At 65.1% G+C, this 18,158-nt stretch carries 16 protein-coding genes; 14 read left to right on the top strand and 2 right to left on the bottom strand.

The genetic code is table 11. The annotated features are described in order from the left end of the window. Positions 1-30: 30 nt before the first annotated feature. On the top strand, positions 31-762 hold the full coding sequence (locus DES44_RS12295; protein WP_058935187.1) for an SDR family NAD(P)-dependent oxidoreductase: 732 nt from the start codon (positions 31-33) through the stop codon (positions 760-762). 153 nt (positions 763-915) lie between these two features. After that, entirely contained in the window at positions 916-2,943 is a 2,028-nt protein-coding gene (locus DES44_RS12290) for a hypothetical protein (protein ID WP_147307063.1), read from the top strand. 38 nt (positions 2,944-2,981) lie between these two features. Here the strand turns inward: DES44_RS12290 and DES44_RS12285 are convergent, their stop codons facing one another. Together DES44_RS12285 and DES44_RS12280 are read right to left on the bottom strand one after the other, a co-directional pair. Next, positions 2,982-3,425, bottom strand: coding sequence for a DUF2726 domain-containing protein (locus tag DES44_RS12285; RefSeq protein WP_257720742.1), 444 nt, complete (start codon positions 3,423-3,425; stop codon positions 2,982-2,984). Between the two features lie 562 nt (positions 3,426-3,987). Then, a complete protein-coding gene (locus DES44_RS12280) occupies positions 3,988-5,316 on the bottom strand; it encodes an outer membrane protein transport protein (protein WP_198164768.1) in 1,329 nt (442 codons plus the stop codon). Positions 5,317-5,508: 192 nt separating this feature from the next. On the opposite strand from DES44_RS12280, the gene DES44_RS12275 reads away from it, so the two are divergent. The 12 genes from DES44_RS12275 to DES44_RS12210 all read left to right on the top strand — a co-directional run bounded on the left by DES44_RS12275 (position 5,509) and on the right by DES44_RS12210 (position 18,086). Then, positions 5,509-6,108, top strand: coding sequence for a TetR/AcrR family transcriptional regulator (locus tag DES44_RS12275; protein ID WP_058935183.1), 600 nt, complete (start codon positions 5,509-5,511; stop codon positions 6,106-6,108). A gap of 264 nt (positions 6,109-6,372) precedes the next feature. Continuing rightward, positions 6,373-7,812: a pectate lyase family protein gene (locus DES44_RS12265; protein WP_198164766.1), complete on the top strand. Its 1,440-nt coding sequence runs from the start codon at positions 6,373-6,375 to the stop codon at positions 7,810-7,812. 221 nt (positions 7,813-8,033) lie between these two features. Then, entirely contained in the window at positions 8,034-8,783 is a 750-nt protein-coding gene (locus tag DES44_RS12260; protein WP_058935180.1) for a hypothetical protein, read from the top strand. A gap of 226 nt (positions 8,784-9,009) precedes the next feature. After that, entirely contained in the window at positions 9,010-9,840 is an 831-nt protein-coding gene (locus DES44_RS12255) for a MipA/OmpV family protein (protein WP_058935179.1), read from the top strand. A gap of 103 nt (positions 9,841-9,943) precedes the next feature. Then, positions 9,944-11,146 carry a sterol desaturase family protein gene (locus tag DES44_RS12250; RefSeq protein ID WP_083525588.1) on the top strand — a complete coding sequence of 401 codons (1,203 nt, stop codon included), beginning with the start codon at positions 9,944-9,946 and terminating at the stop codon, positions 11,144-11,146. 158 nt (positions 11,147-11,304) lie between these two features. Then, entirely contained in the window at positions 11,305-12,591 is a 1,287-nt protein-coding gene (locus DES44_RS12240; protein WP_147307062.1) for a hypothetical protein, read from the top strand. A gap of 26 nt (positions 12,592-12,617) precedes the next feature. After that, positions 12,618-12,905, top strand: a complete 288-nt coding sequence (locus DES44_RS12235) for a hypothetical protein (protein ID WP_198165055.1) — start codon at positions 12,618-12,620, stop codon at positions 12,903-12,905. 9 nt (positions 12,906-12,914) lie between these two features. Beyond that, positions 12,915-13,979 (top strand): DUF2169 family type VI secretion system accessory protein, encoded by a 1,065-nt coding sequence (locus tag DES44_RS12230; protein ID WP_058935176.1) that lies wholly within the window; start codon positions 12,915-12,917, stop codon positions 13,977-13,979. After that, positions 13,976-15,121: a hypothetical protein gene (locus tag DES44_RS12225; RefSeq protein ID WP_058935175.1), complete on the top strand. Its 1,146-nt coding sequence runs from the start codon at positions 13,976-13,978 to the stop codon at positions 15,119-15,121. Before DES44_RS12230 ends, DES44_RS12225 begins: the two co-directional genes overlap by 4 nt. Continuing rightward, positions 15,112-16,161 carry a DUF4150 domain-containing protein gene (locus DES44_RS12220; RefSeq protein ID WP_058935174.1) on the top strand — a complete coding sequence of 350 codons (1,050 nt, stop codon included), beginning with the start codon at positions 15,112-15,114 and terminating at the stop codon, positions 16,159-16,161. Before DES44_RS12225 ends, DES44_RS12220 begins: the two co-directional genes overlap by 10 nt. 17 nt (positions 16,162-16,178) lie before the next feature. Continuing rightward, the gene (locus tag DES44_RS12215; RefSeq protein ID WP_232309766.1) at positions 16,179-17,180 is read left to right on the top strand and encodes a type VI immunity family protein; all 1,002 of its coding nucleotides are present in this window, start codon (positions 16,179-16,181) and stop codon (positions 17,178-17,180) included. Positions 17,181-17,300: 120 nt separating this feature from the next. After that, the gene (locus DES44_RS12210) at positions 17,301-18,086 is read left to right on the top strand and encodes a putative signal transducing protein (protein WP_147307061.1); all 786 of its coding nucleotides are present in this window, start codon (positions 17,301-17,303) and stop codon (positions 18,084-18,086) included. Positions 18,087-18,158: the final 72 nt, after the last annotated feature.

Genomic DNA, 18,158 nt, shown 5'->3' with positions numbered 1-18,158 from the left:
CGGACATCACGACCCCAAGGACCCGACATCATGACTTCCATTGCACTCATCACCGGCGCTTCGGGCGGCATCGGCCGCGCACTGGCCGGCCAGCTCCGCGCACAAGGCCTGCGGGTGGCCGGCGTGAGCCGGGATCCTGAGCGGCTGGCCGATGTGCCGGTCGATTTGCGTATCGGCTCCGACGTCACCACGCCGGAAGGGGCTGCAGCGGCCGTGCAGGCTTGTGTGGAGGGGCTGGGCGCAGCGCCCACCGTGCTGGCCCATTGCATCGGCACCACGCTGATTGCGCCGCTGCATCGCACCAAGCCCGAGGTCTATCGCGACATCATCCGCGTGAATCTGGACAGCGCCTTTTTCATGCTGCAGGCGTGGATGGCGGCGCTCAAGGGCGCTCCCGGGGCGGCTGTCTTCGCAAGCTCGGTGGTGGCGCGCATCGGCGTGGCCAATCATGAAGCCATTGCCGCGGCCAAGGGCGGCGTGGAGGCGCTGGTGCGCAGCGCCGCCGCCACGTATGCCGCGCAGGGCGTGCGCGTCAATGCCATCGCGCCTGGCATGACGGAAACGCCCATGACCGCCGGCATCCTCAGCATGCCGGCGATGCGAGAAGGGGCAGGGCGGCAGTACCCGCTCGGAGGCGTGCAGTCGGCCGAGCAGGTGGCGCAGGTGCTGGCCTGGTTGCTTGGAGACCAGGCCAGCCGCATCACCGGGCAGATCATCCCGGTGGACGGTGGCTTCACGACCATCCGTCCGCTGGTGAAGTAAGCCGTCGGGTCCAGGAAAGCCCTTACAGGAAACTCCCAAGCGTCTCCACCGACTCCAGCGAGAACCCCGCCCGCAGCCTGCTGACTAATCCGGACCAATGTCTGGATGCCATTCAGGGAGACCACTGTGATGCGGATGTCGATGAGTGCGGACGTGCCCGCCAGCGCGGATGCGTGGGTCGCGGGGGAGGCGGAGGGGAGCGGGGAGACCTGTCGAGAAGCGGCTGGACCCGCAGGGGCCAGGGCCTTGTCGCTCGATTCTGAGACGCTGTCGGGGCTGCGAAAAGACTACCTGGAGCGCGTCGCCACGACCACTGGCGACATGCTGGCGACCTTGGCGGGCACCGCGCGATCGGACGTCGTGCGAGAAGCCGCCACGCAGCGGCTTCAGAAGTCGCTGGAGGGTCGTGCGCAGGCCCTGCTGGAAAGCCAGCTGCAGCAAGCAGCGTCGAGCCTTCAGGCTGCAAGGCAACAAACGGAGGAGGGCTCCCCCGTTTTTTGCGGTGCTGATCCGGACTTGCAGCCCTGGATCGTTCAAGCGGCTGCGGAAATGGCGCGGCGCGTGAACGTGGAAGTGCCGCGCAAGCAACTGACGGAGGCGCTGTGCATCACGAGCAACCAGTGGCGGCAAGCGCTGTCCAACGCGTCGGAACAGGCGCTCGCCAATCTGCATGTGCAGATCGACAGCGATGCGGGCGCTGAGGACGGCAGCCGGTCCGGGTCGGAGATCAGGTTCGACGCGCTGGTCGAGCAGGTGCGGCGTCGGTATCACCTTGCTGAAGCGGGATCTCTGGCGTCGGGTGCAGGGGCACGTTCAGACTTGAAAGCCGGGCAGGGGGCCGGGAGGGAGACCGGGCCGAGCGCGAAGGCGCTGCGTACGGCTGCTGCCATCGAGCCGGAGGTACGCAAGCTGGTGGGCCACCTCACGCCGGGGCTGACCGATGCCATGCAGCGGATGGGGTTGGATGCCAAGGCGCATGCGGCCGAGGGCCAACAGGCGTTGCGGGAAGCCGCCATCATCCTGGTCGATCACGGGTTGAACACGCCCGAGCAGGTCCGGGCGTTTCTGGATCAGGTGAATCGGCACGACGACAGGCTGGCCTTTCTGACCGGTGTGCTGGCACAGGTCGGTTATCCGGCGGGCATGGCCGCCTTCCTGTGGGGTATCGCGCCCCAGTTGGCGCCCAGCCTGCTGGGGTCGGCCGGTGGCGTTCCGGGTGCACTGGCGTTTGGCGCGCTGGCGGGCGCCATGATCGGATGGACCGACTCGGCCGCCGGTAGCGGCGCGTCGGCTGTGTATCGTGCGCTGGCGTATGGAGGCTCCGGGGCGTCTGTCAGTCCGCTGGCGCAGAAGCTGCATTTGCCCAAATCGCGTGACCTGCGGGTGCGCGCGGGGACATCCGCAGCAGCGACCTTTGTGAAGAATGCGCTGCTGCGGGCGGTGATCCCGTCCGTGGTGTATGGCGCGGCGTTTCCGGACGGCGTGGATCGTGCATTTCGGGACCATGTGGATTTCGTGGGCGACGCGGGCGGCGGTTTCTTTTCCGGAGGCGCGACAGCGTTGCTCACACGGCGTCGGCTGGATAGCCGCCCTTCTAGGGACTTCAAGGTTCTGACCCAGGACAACCTTCCCGACATGATTGAACGGTCTCAGCAGGGAGACGGATGGCGGCGCACGATGGGGAAATCCGTGTCCGCCTTCGGCCAGGGGCTCGGTGCCGGGGCCCTGGCGCCTTCGACCTGGGCGGTGACAGGGCTGGTGATGACGCCGTTGGTGGCCTTGCTCATGGGCATCAACCTGGGGCTGGTGCCGAAACTGGGATGGTCGGAGGGGCTCGGGGCGACGGGAGCGCCTTTAGGGCATGAGGGTGTGCCGGGCACGGCGGTCAATGGGACGACGGCGGCTGGCTCGTCAGCCGACATGATCGCGGCGGCGGAGCATGCGCTGAAGGCGACGGTCAGCACGCTGTTGATGGCGGTGCTGGCAGGCGGCGCCACGGGCGTCGGCAACTGGGTGGGACGCCGTGCAGATGCGGATTGTCTGGCGGCGGTGTTCGGTGCGGTGCGCACGGCCGCGGAGCGATTGCGAGCGGCCGTGGAGCCCGCCAAGGCGGGCGGCGATGTGATGCTGACGGGGTTGAGGCGGCGCAATGCAACGGAGACGGAGTGGGCGCGGTATTGAGGCGTCTACGCCGGCACCGTTGCCAGCGGCGGCTTGCGTTAGACCGCGCGTGTGGCCTTGCGACGCGGGGCGGTGTCGGCGCTTTCAGATACCACTGAGGGTGCGTGCTGTTGTGATGAGACAGGGTGTTGCTGAGGGTTCGCCGCACTGGGCGCGGGCGGCATCAGCCTGGCACGTAGAACGCCTGCGTCAGGGATTTGAGCGAAACGTTCCACGCGGTAGCCGGCACGGGTCAGCAAGGCCTGGCGCTTGGCATCGGCCTGTTCGCGCCCTTGATGGCTGGCATCGTCCAGTTCGATCACGGCGATGACCTCAAACCCCTTGGAGCAAAGAACGAAGTCGCAGACCTTGCGGTCGAACGTCGCGCGTGTGGGTCGGTCCTTGGTGGTGAGGATGGCGGAAAACGCTACCTGCGCCAGCACCACGTGGTCTGGAAATGTCTCGACCAACCGAAAGTACATGGACTGTTCACGCGGGGTCAGCGGACTGGGAAGTTGGGATGGGTCACTGCATGCGTCGCAACGCGTGAGGATTGCTCGGTGAAGCTGGGGGCGTTGGGGGATGGAGCTGAAGTGCAGCGCGGTGATCCTGGGGTGGATGAGCCGGGAAGCTGTCGGCTGGGCACATGGGCCTTCGGTTGGTCAATTGCCCCTATAGATACTACAAGGTGCATTATGTGACCTTTCAAAGAAGGCGGGGCTGTCTGAATTTCTGTGTTCGAGGCTCTATATCGGCCTCAGCGCCGCCGGCGCGGTACGCCGCCGTAGTTGCCGCGCTTCGAGAGTTGATCCGCCTGCAGCATGTCCCTCATCTGCCCGTCCTCAACAGGGTTCCGCGGCCCGCCATACCGCACCGCCCTACTTCAGACTTAAAAAAAGCCCCAGACGTTGCCGTCTGAGGCGAAGGAGTTGTCGCAGCGAAGACCGCAGACAACCCTGGATCGGTATCGAATCGCTCCGGACCTCACGCCTCGCTTGGCGAGACGCTCAGTTGCCGCCGGGCTGGCGACCAGCCAAGATCCCGGAGGCAAGACCGACCGAACGGTCAGAAGCTGTAGCGGCCCGACACGGCCAGGATGTCGCTCCCAAGCTTGTAGCGACCCTGCAAGGTGCTGGCCGAGGCGGAGGTCAAGTTGACGGTGGTATCGCTGATGAACAGGTGGGTGTAGCCCAGGCTGTACGTCAGCTGCGGACTCGCCCGCCATGTGGCCCCCAGCGACAACCAGCGACGACTGACGTCAGGCACCCGCACGTCCCGCACGGCATCGGTCACCGGCGTCTGGTCGTAGGCGAAGCCACCGCGCAAGGTCCACGCGTCGTTGAGCTTGTAATCAGCGCCCACGGAATAGAAGGACGCATCGCGGTAGCCGAAGTTCAGGGTCTGGTTGGGCAGGTTGGAGGAGAAATCCAGCACCACCTTGTCGAACTTGCCCCAGTAGGTCCGGGAGTAATCCGCCATCACCGTCCAGCGGTCATTCAGGCGCTGGCTGATGCTGAGCGTCCAGGAGTCCGGCAATGTGATGTCAGTGTCGACCGAGCTGTTCACGAAGGTGTTGGGAGCGGCCACCGACAGCACCGCATTCGCAGCGGTCGGCACGGTGAACGTCGCGTCCACGCCCCGTGCCTTGTGCTTGACTTCGGAGCGATAAGCCAGCCCCACTGCGGTGCCAGCCGCCGGCCGCCACAGCGCGCCGAGCGTGTAGCCCACTTCGGTGTTGTCTCCCTTGATCTTCAAGCGCCCATCGGCGCTGGTCGGCAGGAAGCCCGGCACCTTGGACGCCGCCAACTGGGCGCCAAAATCCACGGCATTCCCAAGTTCCACATCCAGCCGTTCGGCAAAGACCGAGACACCCAGCGACAGCGTGTCGTTGACCTTGTACGACCCCGACACGCCCACGTCGACCGTCTTGAGCGACGTCTTCAGGCCTTGATAGCGACCGACCCATCCGTCGTCGTATTCCGTCTTGAACCCGAAGGGCGCCGTGACGGAGAAGCCCAGATGGAACCGGTCGTTCACGGGCGTGTGGAAATAGATCGAAGGAATGACGGCGGTCGTGCCGGCGTCACCGCCATTGCCGCCCGACAGCGGTCGCCCCAGTGCGTCACGCCCACTGCCGCTGAACTTGGCGGAGTAGTTCACGACGAAAGCGTCCGCCTGGAAGATGTTCCCGCCCATGAAGGCCATGGCGGCAGGATTGTTGGCGATGACTGCGGCGTCGTCCGCCTCACTCACCGAGCCCGCAAAGGCCCGCCCCTGCCCGACTGCACTTTGCTCCTTGAGCTTGAAGGCAGCGGCATGGCCCAGGCTGGCGCAGGCGAGTCCTGCAGCCAGCACCAGCAGGGAATGGGGCCGAATCTTGGGCAAAGTCTTCACACGGATCTCCTCTGTTCTCGCTGGCCGCATCCCACCCACAGGATGAGTGCCAGGCAATGCTTGGTTATTGAATGTTGGGCATCATATAACGCTTGTAATGGTGTACGCTAGGACCGCCGAGTCCTGCCCGTATGATTTGCGCATCGCAAGGCACCAGGTGCAGTCGGCCTGGGATCACCCCCCACCAAGCACATGCGCTACGACGCCCAGCACAAGCAACGGACCCGCGAAAAGGTGGTCGCCGCCACCGCCAAGGCGATCCGGCGACACGGACCGGAGTCCATCGGCATTGCCTCCCTGATGGGACAGGTCGGCCTGACGCACGGAGGCTTTTATGCGCACTTCAGCAGCAAGGACGACCTTCTGCGAGAAGCCATTCTGTGGATGTTCGATGAGAGCTACGCCCTGCTGCTGGAGGCGTTGCAAGACCTGCCACCGCCGCAGCGGCTGGTGGCCCTCGTGGAGCGATACCTCAGTCCAGAGCACTGCGAGCAACGGGACATGGGCTGCCCGATGGCGGCACTGTCGGGCGATCTCCCGCGCATGACGCAGACGGTACGCGCTGCCTTTCTGGAGGGTGCAAAACGGTCGTTGAATCGCCTCGCATCCCTTCTGGAAGAAGCGGGTTACGCCGACACACAGGCATTGGCCCTGTCAATTCAATCCGAGATGCTGGGTGCTGTGGCCCTGGCCAGAGCCATGCCGGACACGGCCTTTGCGCAGACGGTCCTGACTTCCTGCCGGGACCAGATCGTGCACCGGCTTCAGCTGCGGGACGTTCCCGCACCGTAGCCGTTTCATCGCACTTTTTACGGCTTGTAACGGGTTCGTTAAGCGTTCAACCCGTAGAGTTCCGTGCGCTGGCGAACACACCAGCCCATACAGAGAGCGAAGGCCAACCACCACAATCACAACGGCCCTTTGCCACGAGACGAGGGGCCTGAGCACGAGCATGGACGCGAGGTACGTGCGTGTCGGCGAAGGCATGGAGCAGCGGTTGGGACGTCGCAGTGGACGGCTCGGCGGAGCTGCGCTCATTTGCGACAACTGACCTTTATGACACGCACTCAACTTGGACCGGTGGAGCTCGCCCAGCTCCGCTATTTCGCGGCTGCACTGGCCGCTGCAGCCATCACCGTCGGTTGCGGTGGCGGCGGCAGCAACGCTGAGACCGACACCTCTACCTCCGGCAGCGGCGGCGGCACGCCGGTGGCTGCACCTTCGCCCTCGCCAGCCGCCTCGGGTGGCACCACCAGCCTGGCGCCAGCGCCAAGTCCCACGACCTCGCCCGCACCCGCGCCCGGCTCATCCGCTTCACCGGCGCCGAGCCCAACGACTTCACCGGCGCCGAGCCCGGCCGCAACACCGGCCCCTGCCCCGTCCCCCACGACCTCCCCAACCCCTGCGCCGAAGCCGGCCCCATCGCCTTCAACCCCGCCGGCACCGTCGCCGGCCCCTTCCGCGCCCACCACCACCGACACCAATACCGGCGGCTTTGCAGGCACCGTCACCGGCGGCGGCAGCAAGACGGCCGTCAGCGTCAGCACGGCTGCGCAAATGCAGGCCGCCATCGATGCCTACAGCGGCAGCGGCGGTCTGGTGCTCACCTACACCGGCACCTTTGATTTCTCCACCATTCCAGACCCCTGCACGCAGTGGAAAAAGGCGGCGGGCGACATCGTTGAAATCAAGAACAAGAACGACATCACCATCCAAGGGGCCAACGGATCGGCGGCCAACTTCGGACTGGCGATCAAGGCAGCCTCCAGCAACATCATCATCCGCAACATGACCATCGGCCTGCTGCCCGGCTCCATCGATGCCATCGGCATTGAAGGCCAGAGCGGCAAGTATCCCGGCTACATCTGGGTGGACCACAACACGCTCTTCAGCTCGATGGCGGAGTGTTCCGGTGCTGGCGACCTGGAGTTCGATGGCCTGGTGGACAACAAGGCAGGCGCCCACCACATCACCTACAGCTACAACCACCTGCACGACCACCACAAGGTCGGCCTGATGGGCAGCAGCGACAGCGATGTGAGCGACCGGTACGTCACGTTCCACCACAACTACTTCGCCAACATCGGTTCGCGGGTGCCGCTGCAGCGGGGCGGCTACACCCATCTCTACAACAACCTCTACAGCGGCATCAGCGCGTCGGGGGTCAACATCCGCATGGGCGGCTATTCGTTGGTGGAGTCCAACTATTTCGAGAACGCCAACAACCCGGTGACCTCGCGGGACAGCTCCGCCATCGGCTATTGGGAACTTCGCAACAACAACATCACCAAGCCGGCGGACTTCAGCACCTACGGCATCAAGTGGAGCGATGGCAGCAGCAGCCCGTGGGTCAATGCCACCGCATGGACCACCACAGCCACTTTCCCGGTGGCGATTCCCTACACCTACACCCCGGACGCCCCGAGCTGCGTGAAGGCGCGGCTGCCGTCCGTGGCGGGTGCTGGCACCAATCTGGCCAAGCTGACCTGCCCCTGATCAGGAGGAATCTCCGCGGACTGACGCGCGCATCAAGAACCGGGCTCTGGCCCGGTTTTTTTTTGATAAGCGCCAGCTGCCGCAAGTTCTCCCCCTCGGAGAAACTGCCGGGCTTCATCGGCCCTTCGCCTTACGCTTCTGCCGCATCCTCTGATTCCGGTTCGCCACTTTTTGGAGACCCTCAGGTTCGCGATGTCGCGTATTTTTGAAGAGGCAACCTGATGATCTACCTGTTCTCCAAAAAGCCTGGCCCGCTGTCTGATGGCGCCCAGTTCATGAAGCTGAAGCATGCAGCGCTGCACCCCGCCGACCCTGCTTTCTACCTGGCCTCGCAGAGTCACCCGTTGCACGGATGCCTGGGTAACCTCGGCCCCGACAGTGACTTCAAAAATGTGGATTGCCGACTGAACGCAGGCGAGGCGGTTATCGTCATTGGCCACGGCGGGAGCGATACCAACCTATACGATGAAGCCGGCAATGACGTGACGCAAGCCGCGCTGCGGCTCATGGCCAAGATCGCCGCGGACAATCAGGATCAACGGTACCGATTCTTCCTGGCGGCCTGCGGCGGAGGCGTCCGCCAGCCCAAACAGGAGACCTCCTTGCTCACCACACTGGTCAAGGCCACTCCACCCACGGCAGACCGGCTGAAAAATCGCACCGTCGAGTGCCATGCCTACACCGCGTCAGCTGGGCTTGTGGACCTGGGCGCTGGAGTTCCCGTAAACCGTCAGGGCACCCACATCTACGGCACCCTGACGGACTCGCAGAACGTGGAGCATCACTGCGGCTATGACTGCCGCATCACGACGCAGCTGTTTCGGCTCACCAACGGCACCTACCTCACGATCTACTTCTCGCCCAGCCTCTACCCGCTGAGCGACGTCGTCAGCTGGGCGGAAAAAGGCTTCAAGCCAGACATGGATCAGCAGTTTCCGTTACTGCTCGAAACGGTTCAACCGGTGCAATAACGCGCGCCCCCAAAGACGCCGACCCCAGGCCGCTCGTCGCATGAAAGCGGGCGTCCGGGGCCGCCCTGCCGTCCAATGTGACGAACGTCAGTCTTGACGACACGAGCGCGGCCCGGCGAGCTTGACCGCCTGCCTGGCAGCCGGACGCGCCCCGTCGACGGCCCGTCGACGGCCAGCCGACAGCCTCAAGCAAGGTCCGCACTGCCCCCGCTCCCTAGAATTCGGCGTGACCTTCCCAACGCCCGCCAACGCCCTGCCCCGCTTGCTCCGCCTGCCGCTGCTCTGCGCCGGCGTTCTGGCCAGCGCCACTTCGTCCTGGGCCGCTGGAAGCCTCGTGCTGATGGACGCGCCCCCCGCCGAATCGACCTGGTCGGGCGGTGTCTCCACCCGCAGTTGGCCGTCGGCGCCGGGCTCCCGCGCCCGGAGCAACGACCTGTTGCCTGCCGTCGAATACCTCGCGCCCAGCGGTGCCTTCGTCTCCACGGACCTGGGGGTGGGATGGAACCTGGTCCCGCTGCTGGCAGATGCTGAGGCCGCCAAGACCTGGCAAGCAGGCGCACGCCTGTGGCCGCAGTTTGGCCGGCCTTCGCGGGTGACGCCGCAAGGCATCGACCGCCTGGGCTCGCGCATCACCACCGAAGCTTTTGCCAATGTGCAGGCGACCTCCTGGCTGCTGCTGCAATCGGGCGCGTCCTGGGGAAGCGGGCGCCATCACGACGGTCAACAGCTGGAGCTCGGCATGACTTCGGGCATTCCCATCGGCGATGACCTGATCGGCGTCACCCTCGCGACGACGTTCGCCAACGCCGCGCATCTGCGCAGCAGTTATGGCATTGGCCCGCGTGAGGCGCTGGCCAGCGGCCTGCCGGAATGGCATCCACGCGCCGGGATGATGGACTGGAGCATTGCGCTCAATGGCGAGCACAAGTTTTCCTCTCGCTGGTCGATCAGCGGCCAGTGGCTGGATGCGCGGCTGGTGGGCGATGCGGCGCATTCGCCGCTCACCAAAGCCAAGTCGCAACAGACCTTCAGCGCCAGTCTCTGGTACCGGTTCTGATCGCGGAAGGCCGGATCTCGATTCAGCGGCCCCTGCGAAAACCTCACTCCCGCCGTCCTCCGCCGTCCATCCGCCCTCCCCACCGTCGACAGCGCTTCTTGCCATGCATCGTGTCCTCCTGATCGCCGTCCCGCTGTTCGCGCTCTGCATTGCGCTCGAATGGCTGTGGGGCCGTTGGCAGGGCCGCGACACCCACGACCTGGCGGACTCGCTGAGCAGCCTCAGCCAGGGCCTGATGAGCCTGGCGGTGGCCGCGGTGACGCCGCTCTTCCAGACCGGGCTGTATGCCTGGACGCTCCCGCATGTGGCCCGGCTGCCGGCATCCGCCTGGTCGGGCTGGTGGGCATGGGCGGCGGCCATCGTGGTCTACGACTTCTGCGATTACTGGCTGCATCGCGTCAGCCACGAGAGCGCGATTTTCTGGGCGGCCCACGCGGTGCACCATCAGAGCGAACGCTTCAACCTGACGACGGCCCTGCGGCAGGAGAGCTTCTACGCGGTGATGGGGGCGCCCTTTTTCCTGCCGATGGCGCTGCTGGGCATGCCGGTCGATCTCTACCTGGGTGCGGGTCTGTTCGTGCTGCTGTACCAGTTCTGGATCCACACGGAGCTCATCGGCAAGCTCGGCTGGCTGGACCGGGTGATTTCCACCCCGTCCAACCACCGGGTGCATCACGCGGTGAATCCGGGCTATCTCGACAAAAACTACGGCGCGGTGCTGGTGATCTGGGACCGTATCTTCGGCAGCTTCGTCGAGGAGACCGAGCCCTGCGTGTACGGGACGGTGAAGCCCCTGCACAGCTGGTCGCCGCTGCGCGCCATCGGGCAGTTTTACGGTGAGTTGTTCGAACGAGCGCGGGCCACGCCGCGCTGGCGCGATCGGGTGCGGGTGCTGTTCAAGTCACCCGGGTGGGCGCCGCCGGGGCTCCCGCCCTTCGCGCCGCCGGATGAGGCACGGCTGCGGCAGCCGCGCTTTGCCTCGCACATGGAGGCATTGGATGTGGGCAGGGCCATCAGCCTGTTCCTGGTCACAGCGGCGGCGACGGCAATGTGGCTGGAGGTGGCCGATGATCTCGGCGAGGGCCCCAACCTGCTGGCTGCCGCGGTGATCACCATCGGCTTGTCGGCCACAGGGGCGATGCTCGCGCGCGACGTGCGGGATGGGAATCCGGGCAGGGAGCGCGACGGCAACGGGCCTCGCGACGGCCATCGTTCCTCCCAGCGGCGAGCCTGGGGCCTCTACCTCGGTGCAATGGCCCTGTGCATGGGGCTGCTCGGGACGCTGCTGCTGCAGATGCCGAATTGATCGACCCACTGCTGCCAGGTTGACGACATGACTTTGGTCAGCTCACACGGGCCCTCCCCCGCATGGTCTGACCCCTACACTGCGAAACGCCTCATCCATGAGGACTCGGCCGACGACCGCTTGCTGGCGCCGGCTGTTCTCAGTTCCTTGGCGCGAGCATGTCGTTGTTGCATCCACTCACAAGCACTGCTGCCAAACTCGTCGACCACCACCTCGACGGGCTGGGATTCGGTTGGCGCCGCCGCTCCGATCGATTCATTCATCCTGACGCCGACGTCGCCGACCTGGTCGCGTACGACGACAGGATGCTTGCGTCCCAGGAAGCGCTTCGCGAATTGCACCAGGCGGGGAGCTTCGTCACCGACCATGCGCATCTTCGGCTGAAGCATCCACTGCGGCTTGCCGAGCTTTTTGCGCTCACCGTGCATGCGGTGGTGTCCGATGAAAGGTGGCTGCTCAACACCTGCCACGACCTCAGTGTGGGGCTCCCGGACTATTCGGAAGCCTTTGATGCAGCGCTGGCCTGGGCGCCCGCGTCGGACGGCGTGGCCCAGGCGATCCAAGCCTTGCCGCCGCAGCGTCGCCTGGCGCTGGCAGCCCGCCGCCGGCTCGACATGCCTCGGTTGGTGGACGCAACGCTGGTTGAACTGTCCGCAGCGCCGTGGAATGAAGAACTCCTTCCCGCGACGATCGCCTTTGCCTGCGACATCGGACGCCGCGATCTCACTGACCGCTTGGCACCGCTGCTCGATCATTCCAATGCTGCGGTACGCCTGGAGACCGCGCGTTATCTCGTCATGCTCGCGCCTCGGGATGACAGAGCACTTGCCGCGCAGGTCAGCGCGACGCTGCAAGCGCTGATTGCATCCAGCGCCCATGAACACGGGCCGTCGAGTCGTGTGGCCCAGGCCCTTTGCCTTCACCAGCCGGACGCCGCACGGGAAGTCCTGCCGGATCTGTTCACCCAAGCGCCGCGGCTGGCCGTTCAAATGTTGGGTTGGCTGGGCAATCCCGCCGACATGCCGACCCTGATCCACGCCATGCGCCACGCAGACTTGGCGCGCGTTGCAGGGGCGTCGGCCAGCCTGATCACGGGATCTCATCCGGGTCGTGACGGCTGGTCGATGCGCGGTCCTGATCGTGCCCCCCGTGAATCAACCCCTGATGCGATTCCCGCCATCGAGGCTGATGACGCCCTGCCTTGGCCGGATGCTCACGCTTTTGCGGCATGGTGGCAGGCTCACGCCGATTCCTTCGGCACCCACCAGCGATTCGCCGGTTTGCCGGCGGCGCCGCCCGGGTGGCGCGAGGTGTTGCGCCGCGGCCCCTTGCGTTGGCGACCGATGGCCGCCGACCGACTGCAACACCATCACCAAGGGCCGGGCTTTCCCACCGACGCGCCAGCGTTCCGCCAATGGACCTGGATGGCCGGCTTTCCCGCTTGACCCGCCCACCACAGAAGGAGCGCACTGTGACCGTTTCCATTGACCTTTCGACTGCCGCGCCTGAGGCGCCAGTCGGCACCGCCACGCCCGCCCAAGCGCCCGCCTCCGTGCCCGCCCCAAGGTTGGATACCCCAGAGCCCGCGCTGATGCCGCAGGAACTGGTTTTCGAGGCGAGTCAGCAAGTCACCATCCGCTGCGGCAAGTCCAGCATCACGCTGTATCCGAACGGAAAGATCGCGCTGCGCGGTGAGTACATCGTGAGCGACGCGGAGGGCGTGAACCGTATCGTCGGCGGCCAGATCGAATTGAACTGAGCGCTCGTCATGTGGCAGGTCGACAACCGCACGCGCTATGTCGCCGATGGCGCTTGGCATCGAGATTCCGAAGGGGCCGAGGTCTGGGTGGTTGCCGTGAAGGCGACGTATGAGGTGCTGCCCTCCGGAGCCCTGCGTATCGCGCGTGTTCAAGAGCCGCTTCGTTCGGGGCCGGAGCCCTTTCCGGGGCTGGTGAGTCCCCGCTGGGAGAGCGACTTCGGTCCGCGAAAGGCGGCGACCGACATTGTGTTGACCGGCCATGCCTACGCCCCCACCGGCGCGGACGGACAGCCGCATCCGGTGGATCAGTTGGTGGCGGGGTTCAGTGTCGGCCCCGTGCATCGGCGCCTGCGCGTCTGGGGCGACCGCCACTGGTCGTCCAACGCAACAAACGCCTCGCCATCGAGGCCGACGCCGTTCCTGCGGATGCCATTGGTGTTCGAGCGTGCGTTCGGCGGTCCCGGCGAGGTCGGCGGCCGGTTGGCAGCAAACCCCGTTGGCCTGGGATGGCCGGGCGCAGCCGGATCGGAGCGGAGCGGGCTGCCCAACTTGGAGATGGACGATCATCCGATCCGTGGCCCTCGCGATCAGCCGGAACCCGCTGGCGTCGGCGTGGTCGCCAGCCATTGGCCGTGGCGCAGCCGTTATGCGGGCACGCATGATGACCGGTGGATGCAGGAACGCTATCCGTTGCCTCCGCTCGACCAAGATCCCAGGTTCTTCCAGATTGCTCCGCCCGCGCAGCAGGTGCCGGGGTACTTGAGAGGCGGCGAGCCGGTCTCCTTGTTCAACCTCACCCCGCCAGGCTGCGCACAGGAGGGCCGTATCGACTTCCGGCTGCCGCGGCTGAGCCTGGCTTTCACGACGCAATTCAATCAGGGTCCCAAGGAGCGAAGCCGATCGGTCATCCACACGGTGATCCTCGATACCGATGCGCCGAGGCTGATCGTCGTCCATCACATGGCCCTGCCCTGCCACGCGCGGGTGAATGATTTGCGCAAGACAGTCGTCGAGGAAATGGCGCGGCCGCTCGACCGCGATGCGTCGCTGGCCAATGACGAGGGGGCGGCATGAGCAGCGATACCCCTGTGTGGATGCTGGCGGCGTCCTGCTGCTTTCCGTCGGGTCCCAACGTCGCGCTGGCGGACGCTGCGCTGCGGTCCCAGGTGAGCCTCACGCGCCGTCATCCAACCTACCGGGACCGCGCAGGCATTCCGGTCCGCGTGAGCAGCTTTCCGGACTCGGAGGATCGTATCGAAGGCAGTCCGGATGCCCATCGCTGGGGGTGGTTGGCGCGCCATGCGCTCGCGCAGCTCACCACCTCGCTGGCGCCGCATTGGGAGGCGCTGCTGGACCACCCGCGGTGGCTGTGGCTGGTGCTGCCCGACGAGCAGCGACCGGGCGTGCCGACCGACCTGCCTGCCGCATTGCGACAGGCCATGACCCACGAGCTGTGGCCTTGGTCCCAGGTGAATGTGGTCCGCGGCGGCCATGCAGCCGGGCTGCTTGCGCTCGAGCAGGCGCACAACGCGCTCCGGGAGGCGTCGATGCGGTCGGGCGAGCCGCAACCCCTTGCCGTCGTGCTGGCCACGGATGCGGCGACCGACGCTGAATCCCTGGCCTGGCTGGACGCCCAGAATCTACTGCATGGCGCGCATCTGCATCGCCCTGCGGGCCCTCGCGCGATCGCGCATGGGCGAGTGCCCGGCGAAGGTGCTGCGGCGCTGGCCTTGATGAGCGCGCCTGATCCCTCCCGCTTTCGCGCACAGCCCTGGGCGCGGGTTCTGGGCTGTTCGACGGCGCTAGAACCGACGGAGCGTCATGGACAGCGTCCCGCTGTGGGCGCTGGACTCTCCGGTGCTGCACGGAACGCATTGGCTCAGGCCGGGGGCGGCCGTCCTCCAATCGGACTGCTGTTCTCCGACCTGAACGGCGAGCCCTCTCGCGCCGACGAGTTCGGCTTCACAGCGCTGCGTCTGGGTCCGGATCTGCGCGACGGGTGGCAGCGGCGAACGCCGGCGCTGGTGAGCGGCGACCTGCATGGTGCCAGCGGCGTGACGAACCTCGCAATGGCGGCCTATCAGCTCTCGAAACTGACGACCCAGCAGGGATGCCTGGTGCTGTCGAGCTCGGACGATCCGCTTCGCGGCGCCGCCCTGCTCGCCAGCGCTGGGACCGGAAACAATCTGCCTTTGGAGGTGCAGGCGTGGCGGTAAGCATCAACATCAACGGGCTGACGCTCTGCCACAAGGGCAGCGGTGGCGTGACCCTCAACACCTTGCCGGACGTCTGCAAAACGCCCGACAAGGGCCTGCCACTGCCCTACCGCAACGAGGCCTACTCACGCGATCTGGTCAAGGGCACCACCAGTGTCTTCGCCGATGGCCACATGAGCATCGCGAAGTACGGCAGCCAGTTCCACAAGAGCGTCTACGACGAAGCGGGCAGCATGGGCGGCGTGGCATCGGGGACGCACAAGGCGGAGGCCGAGTGGATCACGCACAGCTTTGACGTCTTCTTCGAAGGTCAACCGGCTTGTCGACTGACAGACAAGATGTTCATGAATCACCGAAACACGGTGAACATGGCCGGGCTCAAGCAGCGTGATCTGCCGCAGTCGGATCAGGAGTTCTATGACGAGCTCTGTCGAATGGCGTGTGAGTGCTTGGCGCTGAAGGGGTCGATGACGAAGGGGCAGACGTTTCAGGACTGCGTGCGAAAGAAGATCGATGAGGCGCACTACGAGGGCCGCTACCCGAAGCCGGATGCGAAAATGTGGCGAGAGGTTCCGTATGACCGGGGGTCGGGTTGGGACATGATCGGTAGCCAGTCAAATTCCGGGGTGCCGACATCTAACTTCATTCGGCCCGACTCTCGTCGCCTGGACGTGGTGCGGCTCGGTCCGGATGGGAAGCCGACCAAGATGATTGATATGAAGTTTGGGGACGATTCGCTGACGGCAGAAGCGGAGAAGGACTACAAGCGCATTGCAAAAAAGCACACCGGCTCGAGCGACGGCTTCGAAGAGTTTCGAGTGGAAGAGAAATGCGACTGTGACGATGGAGAGAATCCGCCGAGGCAGCCGGTGCCGGTCACAGCGCCGGCTCAACAGAAGGAGGGGTTCCTCGACAAGTTCGGCAAGGCTCTGGAGCAGTCGACCGGCATTAAGCTTGCCGGTGGCGCCCTGCTCGCCTTCTTCGTCGTCTCCGAGGTGTCGCGGCTCTTCCCTGCTCGTAACCTCGTGCCGGTTCCCTGAGCGCACGATCCCATGATGTGACCATCGAAATGACCACCACAACGACCATTGCCGAGTTTGTTCGTGCCAACGGCGGCGCTGCCGTCTTGGACGGCATTCATCTGCCCTATGCCGATGCGAAGGCTGGCCCCGCAGCCAAATTCGGTTTGCGCGCAGAACTTTATTTGCCCGATGAGGACCGATCACTGCTGCGCACCCAAGCCGCCGAGTTTCTCCATGAGTTCTGGGCGATGTTCCCCGATCAGGTCAACGAATTCCTTCAGCGGGATAAAAAGCGTTCGACGCGTTTCGGGGGCGATCCTGGCGCGGCCATAGAAGCAGACATCGCAAGTTCCGCACCGAAAACTGGTTACTCCGGGGCACTGTTTGGCCGAGCCGACATCGGATTGCCAAACGACGACATCCCTGTCTACCAAGCCAATGTATTGGTCAACCGAGCGGGGGACAGTGATCTTTCCTTCTTCGACCTCAGCATGCCGCTGGCATCAGTATCCGGATCCTTGCACACCGTACCGCTGCTCGAGCGATTCTTGGGTTGGTGCCGTCGTTTCAAGCCGCGCCACGGGTCGGCAGGCTTTTCATTCATCGTGTGTCCAGGGATGTCGCAAAACAGCGTCTATGCCCTGCAGCTCATGAACCGTTTCCCGGGCTTTGATTTTCCGAGCGCAGTCGATTTCACGATGGAAGTGGGCGGCGTGCACGATCGGATCAAGTCCGTGAATTGGCTGACGGCATTGGGCGACGAACTCGTGGCACAACTGGGTGGTCTGGAGATGATGCGACAGGCGCTGGAGCCTGCATGCACGGTGCACGGATACGACGGCGGTGTCGTGATCCAGGCCGGGCCGACGCCGCGGCTCGGGGACACCCACGCCAACGACGTTCCAGCGGAATACCGACTCGCCGCACGTGTCACGCGCCCGGTTCGGTTCGAGGACTACGACGAAGGACTGTTCCGCGTTCCGAAGGAACTCAACAAGCGAGATGAGACCCTCAAATGGATCAGGCGTTTTGATTGATTGCGCTGCCATCCGATCTCGACTGACGCGACTCATCGCCATCCATCCAGCGGTAGAGCAACACGTCCTCGCGGCCCTTCTCTGCAGATGCTAACGTGCGCATCGGCGAGAAGAACCGTCATGACAACAAAACACACTACCAGCGATCAAACCGATCCCCATCAAGCCCTCGTGCAGCCTCCCGTGCTCGAAACATCCGGAACACCTCAAGCTCCCGAAGTCCCAGCGCCGACGGAAGACTTCGTGCGCATTGCCGCTTTCGCCACACCCGCTGAAGCACATGTGTTGCGCGGCCTGCTGGTCTCTGCCGGCCTCTCGGCCGTCGTCACCGACGCCAATACCGGTCAGGGCAACCCCTGGGTGACTCAATCGACTCATGCCGTCGGCGTGCTGGTGCCAGAGTCCCAAGAGGCTGCGGCGCGCGAAACGCTGGCCGCGTTCGAGTCTGGCGCCTACACGCTGGCAGATGACACCGCACCGGCCCCCTCCCCTGCCAAAGCTCAGCCGGCGCTGATCTTCAATCCCGATCGTGCCGCCTTGCTGAGCTTCGTGCTCAGCCCCATCTTCGGCGTCTTGGTCCTGATGGCCAATGCCCGCGCGGTGGGCTGGACGTCATCCGGCTTCTCCCGCTGGATGTGGCTGTTGGTCACCACGACGGTGACCGCCACTGGCGTGTTTCTGCTGAACGGGATTGCGCCGGGATGGTTGGTGGGCTTTCGCGCCAATCTGGTTTTTGTAGGGGGGCTCACCGTCCTTTGGTACTTCTTCAGCGCGCAGGCACAGACCCGACAGATCATCGAAGCCTACGGGCCGCACTATCGGCGCAGGTCCCTGCTGGTGCCGGCCGCCGGCACTGCGCTCGCCTGGCTGGTGCTGGGAATGCTGCTGACGCACTGGCCGGACTGACACCTTCGCGCCCGTCGAGCGCCATTACAGCTGCTCACAAGTCGTTGGTAACAACACGGTGACTGCAAGCGC

Source organism: Roseateles depolymerans, from assembly GCF_003387155.1.
GTDB lineage: Bacteria > Pseudomonadota > Gammaproteobacteria > Burkholderiales > Burkholderiaceae_C > Roseateles > Roseateles depolymerans.
The sequence above is the reverse complement of the archived record's forward strand: the minus strand, read 5'-3'. Positions and strand labels throughout refer to the sequence as shown.

Coding starts and splice junctions, on each gene's coding strand:
- DES44_RS12295 (WP_058935187.1), top strand. CDS start 31: ATGACTTCCATTGCACTCATCACCGGCGCTTCGGGCGGCATCGGCCGC.
- DES44_RS12275 (WP_058935183.1), top strand. CDS start 5,509: ATGCGCTACGACGCCCAGCACAAGCAACGGACCCGCGAAAAGGTGGTC.
- DES44_RS12265 (WP_198164766.1), top strand. CDS start 6,373: ATGACACGCACTCAACTTGGACCGGTGGAGCTCGCCCAGCTCCGCTAT.
- DES44_RS12260 (WP_058935180.1), top strand. CDS start 8,034: ATGATCTACCTGTTCTCCAAAAAGCCTGGCCCGCTGTCTGATGGCGCC.
- DES44_RS12250 (WP_083525588.1), top strand. CDS start 9,944: ATGCATCGTGTCCTCCTGATCGCCGTCCCGCTGTTCGCGCTCTGCATT.
- DES44_RS12240 (WP_147307062.1), top strand. CDS start 11,305: ATGTCGTTGTTGCATCCACTCACAAGCACTGCTGCCAAACTCGTCGAC.
- DES44_RS12230 (WP_058935176.1), top strand. CDS start 12,915: ATGTGGCAGGTCGACAACCGCACGCGCTATGTCGCCGATGGCGCTTGG.
- DES44_RS12225 (WP_058935175.1), top strand. CDS start 13,976: ATGAGCAGCGATACCCCTGTGTGGATGCTGGCGGCGTCCTGCTGCTTT.
- DES44_RS12210 (WP_147307061.1), top strand. CDS start 17,301: ATGACAACAAAACACACTACCAGCGATCAAACCGATCCCCATCAAGCC.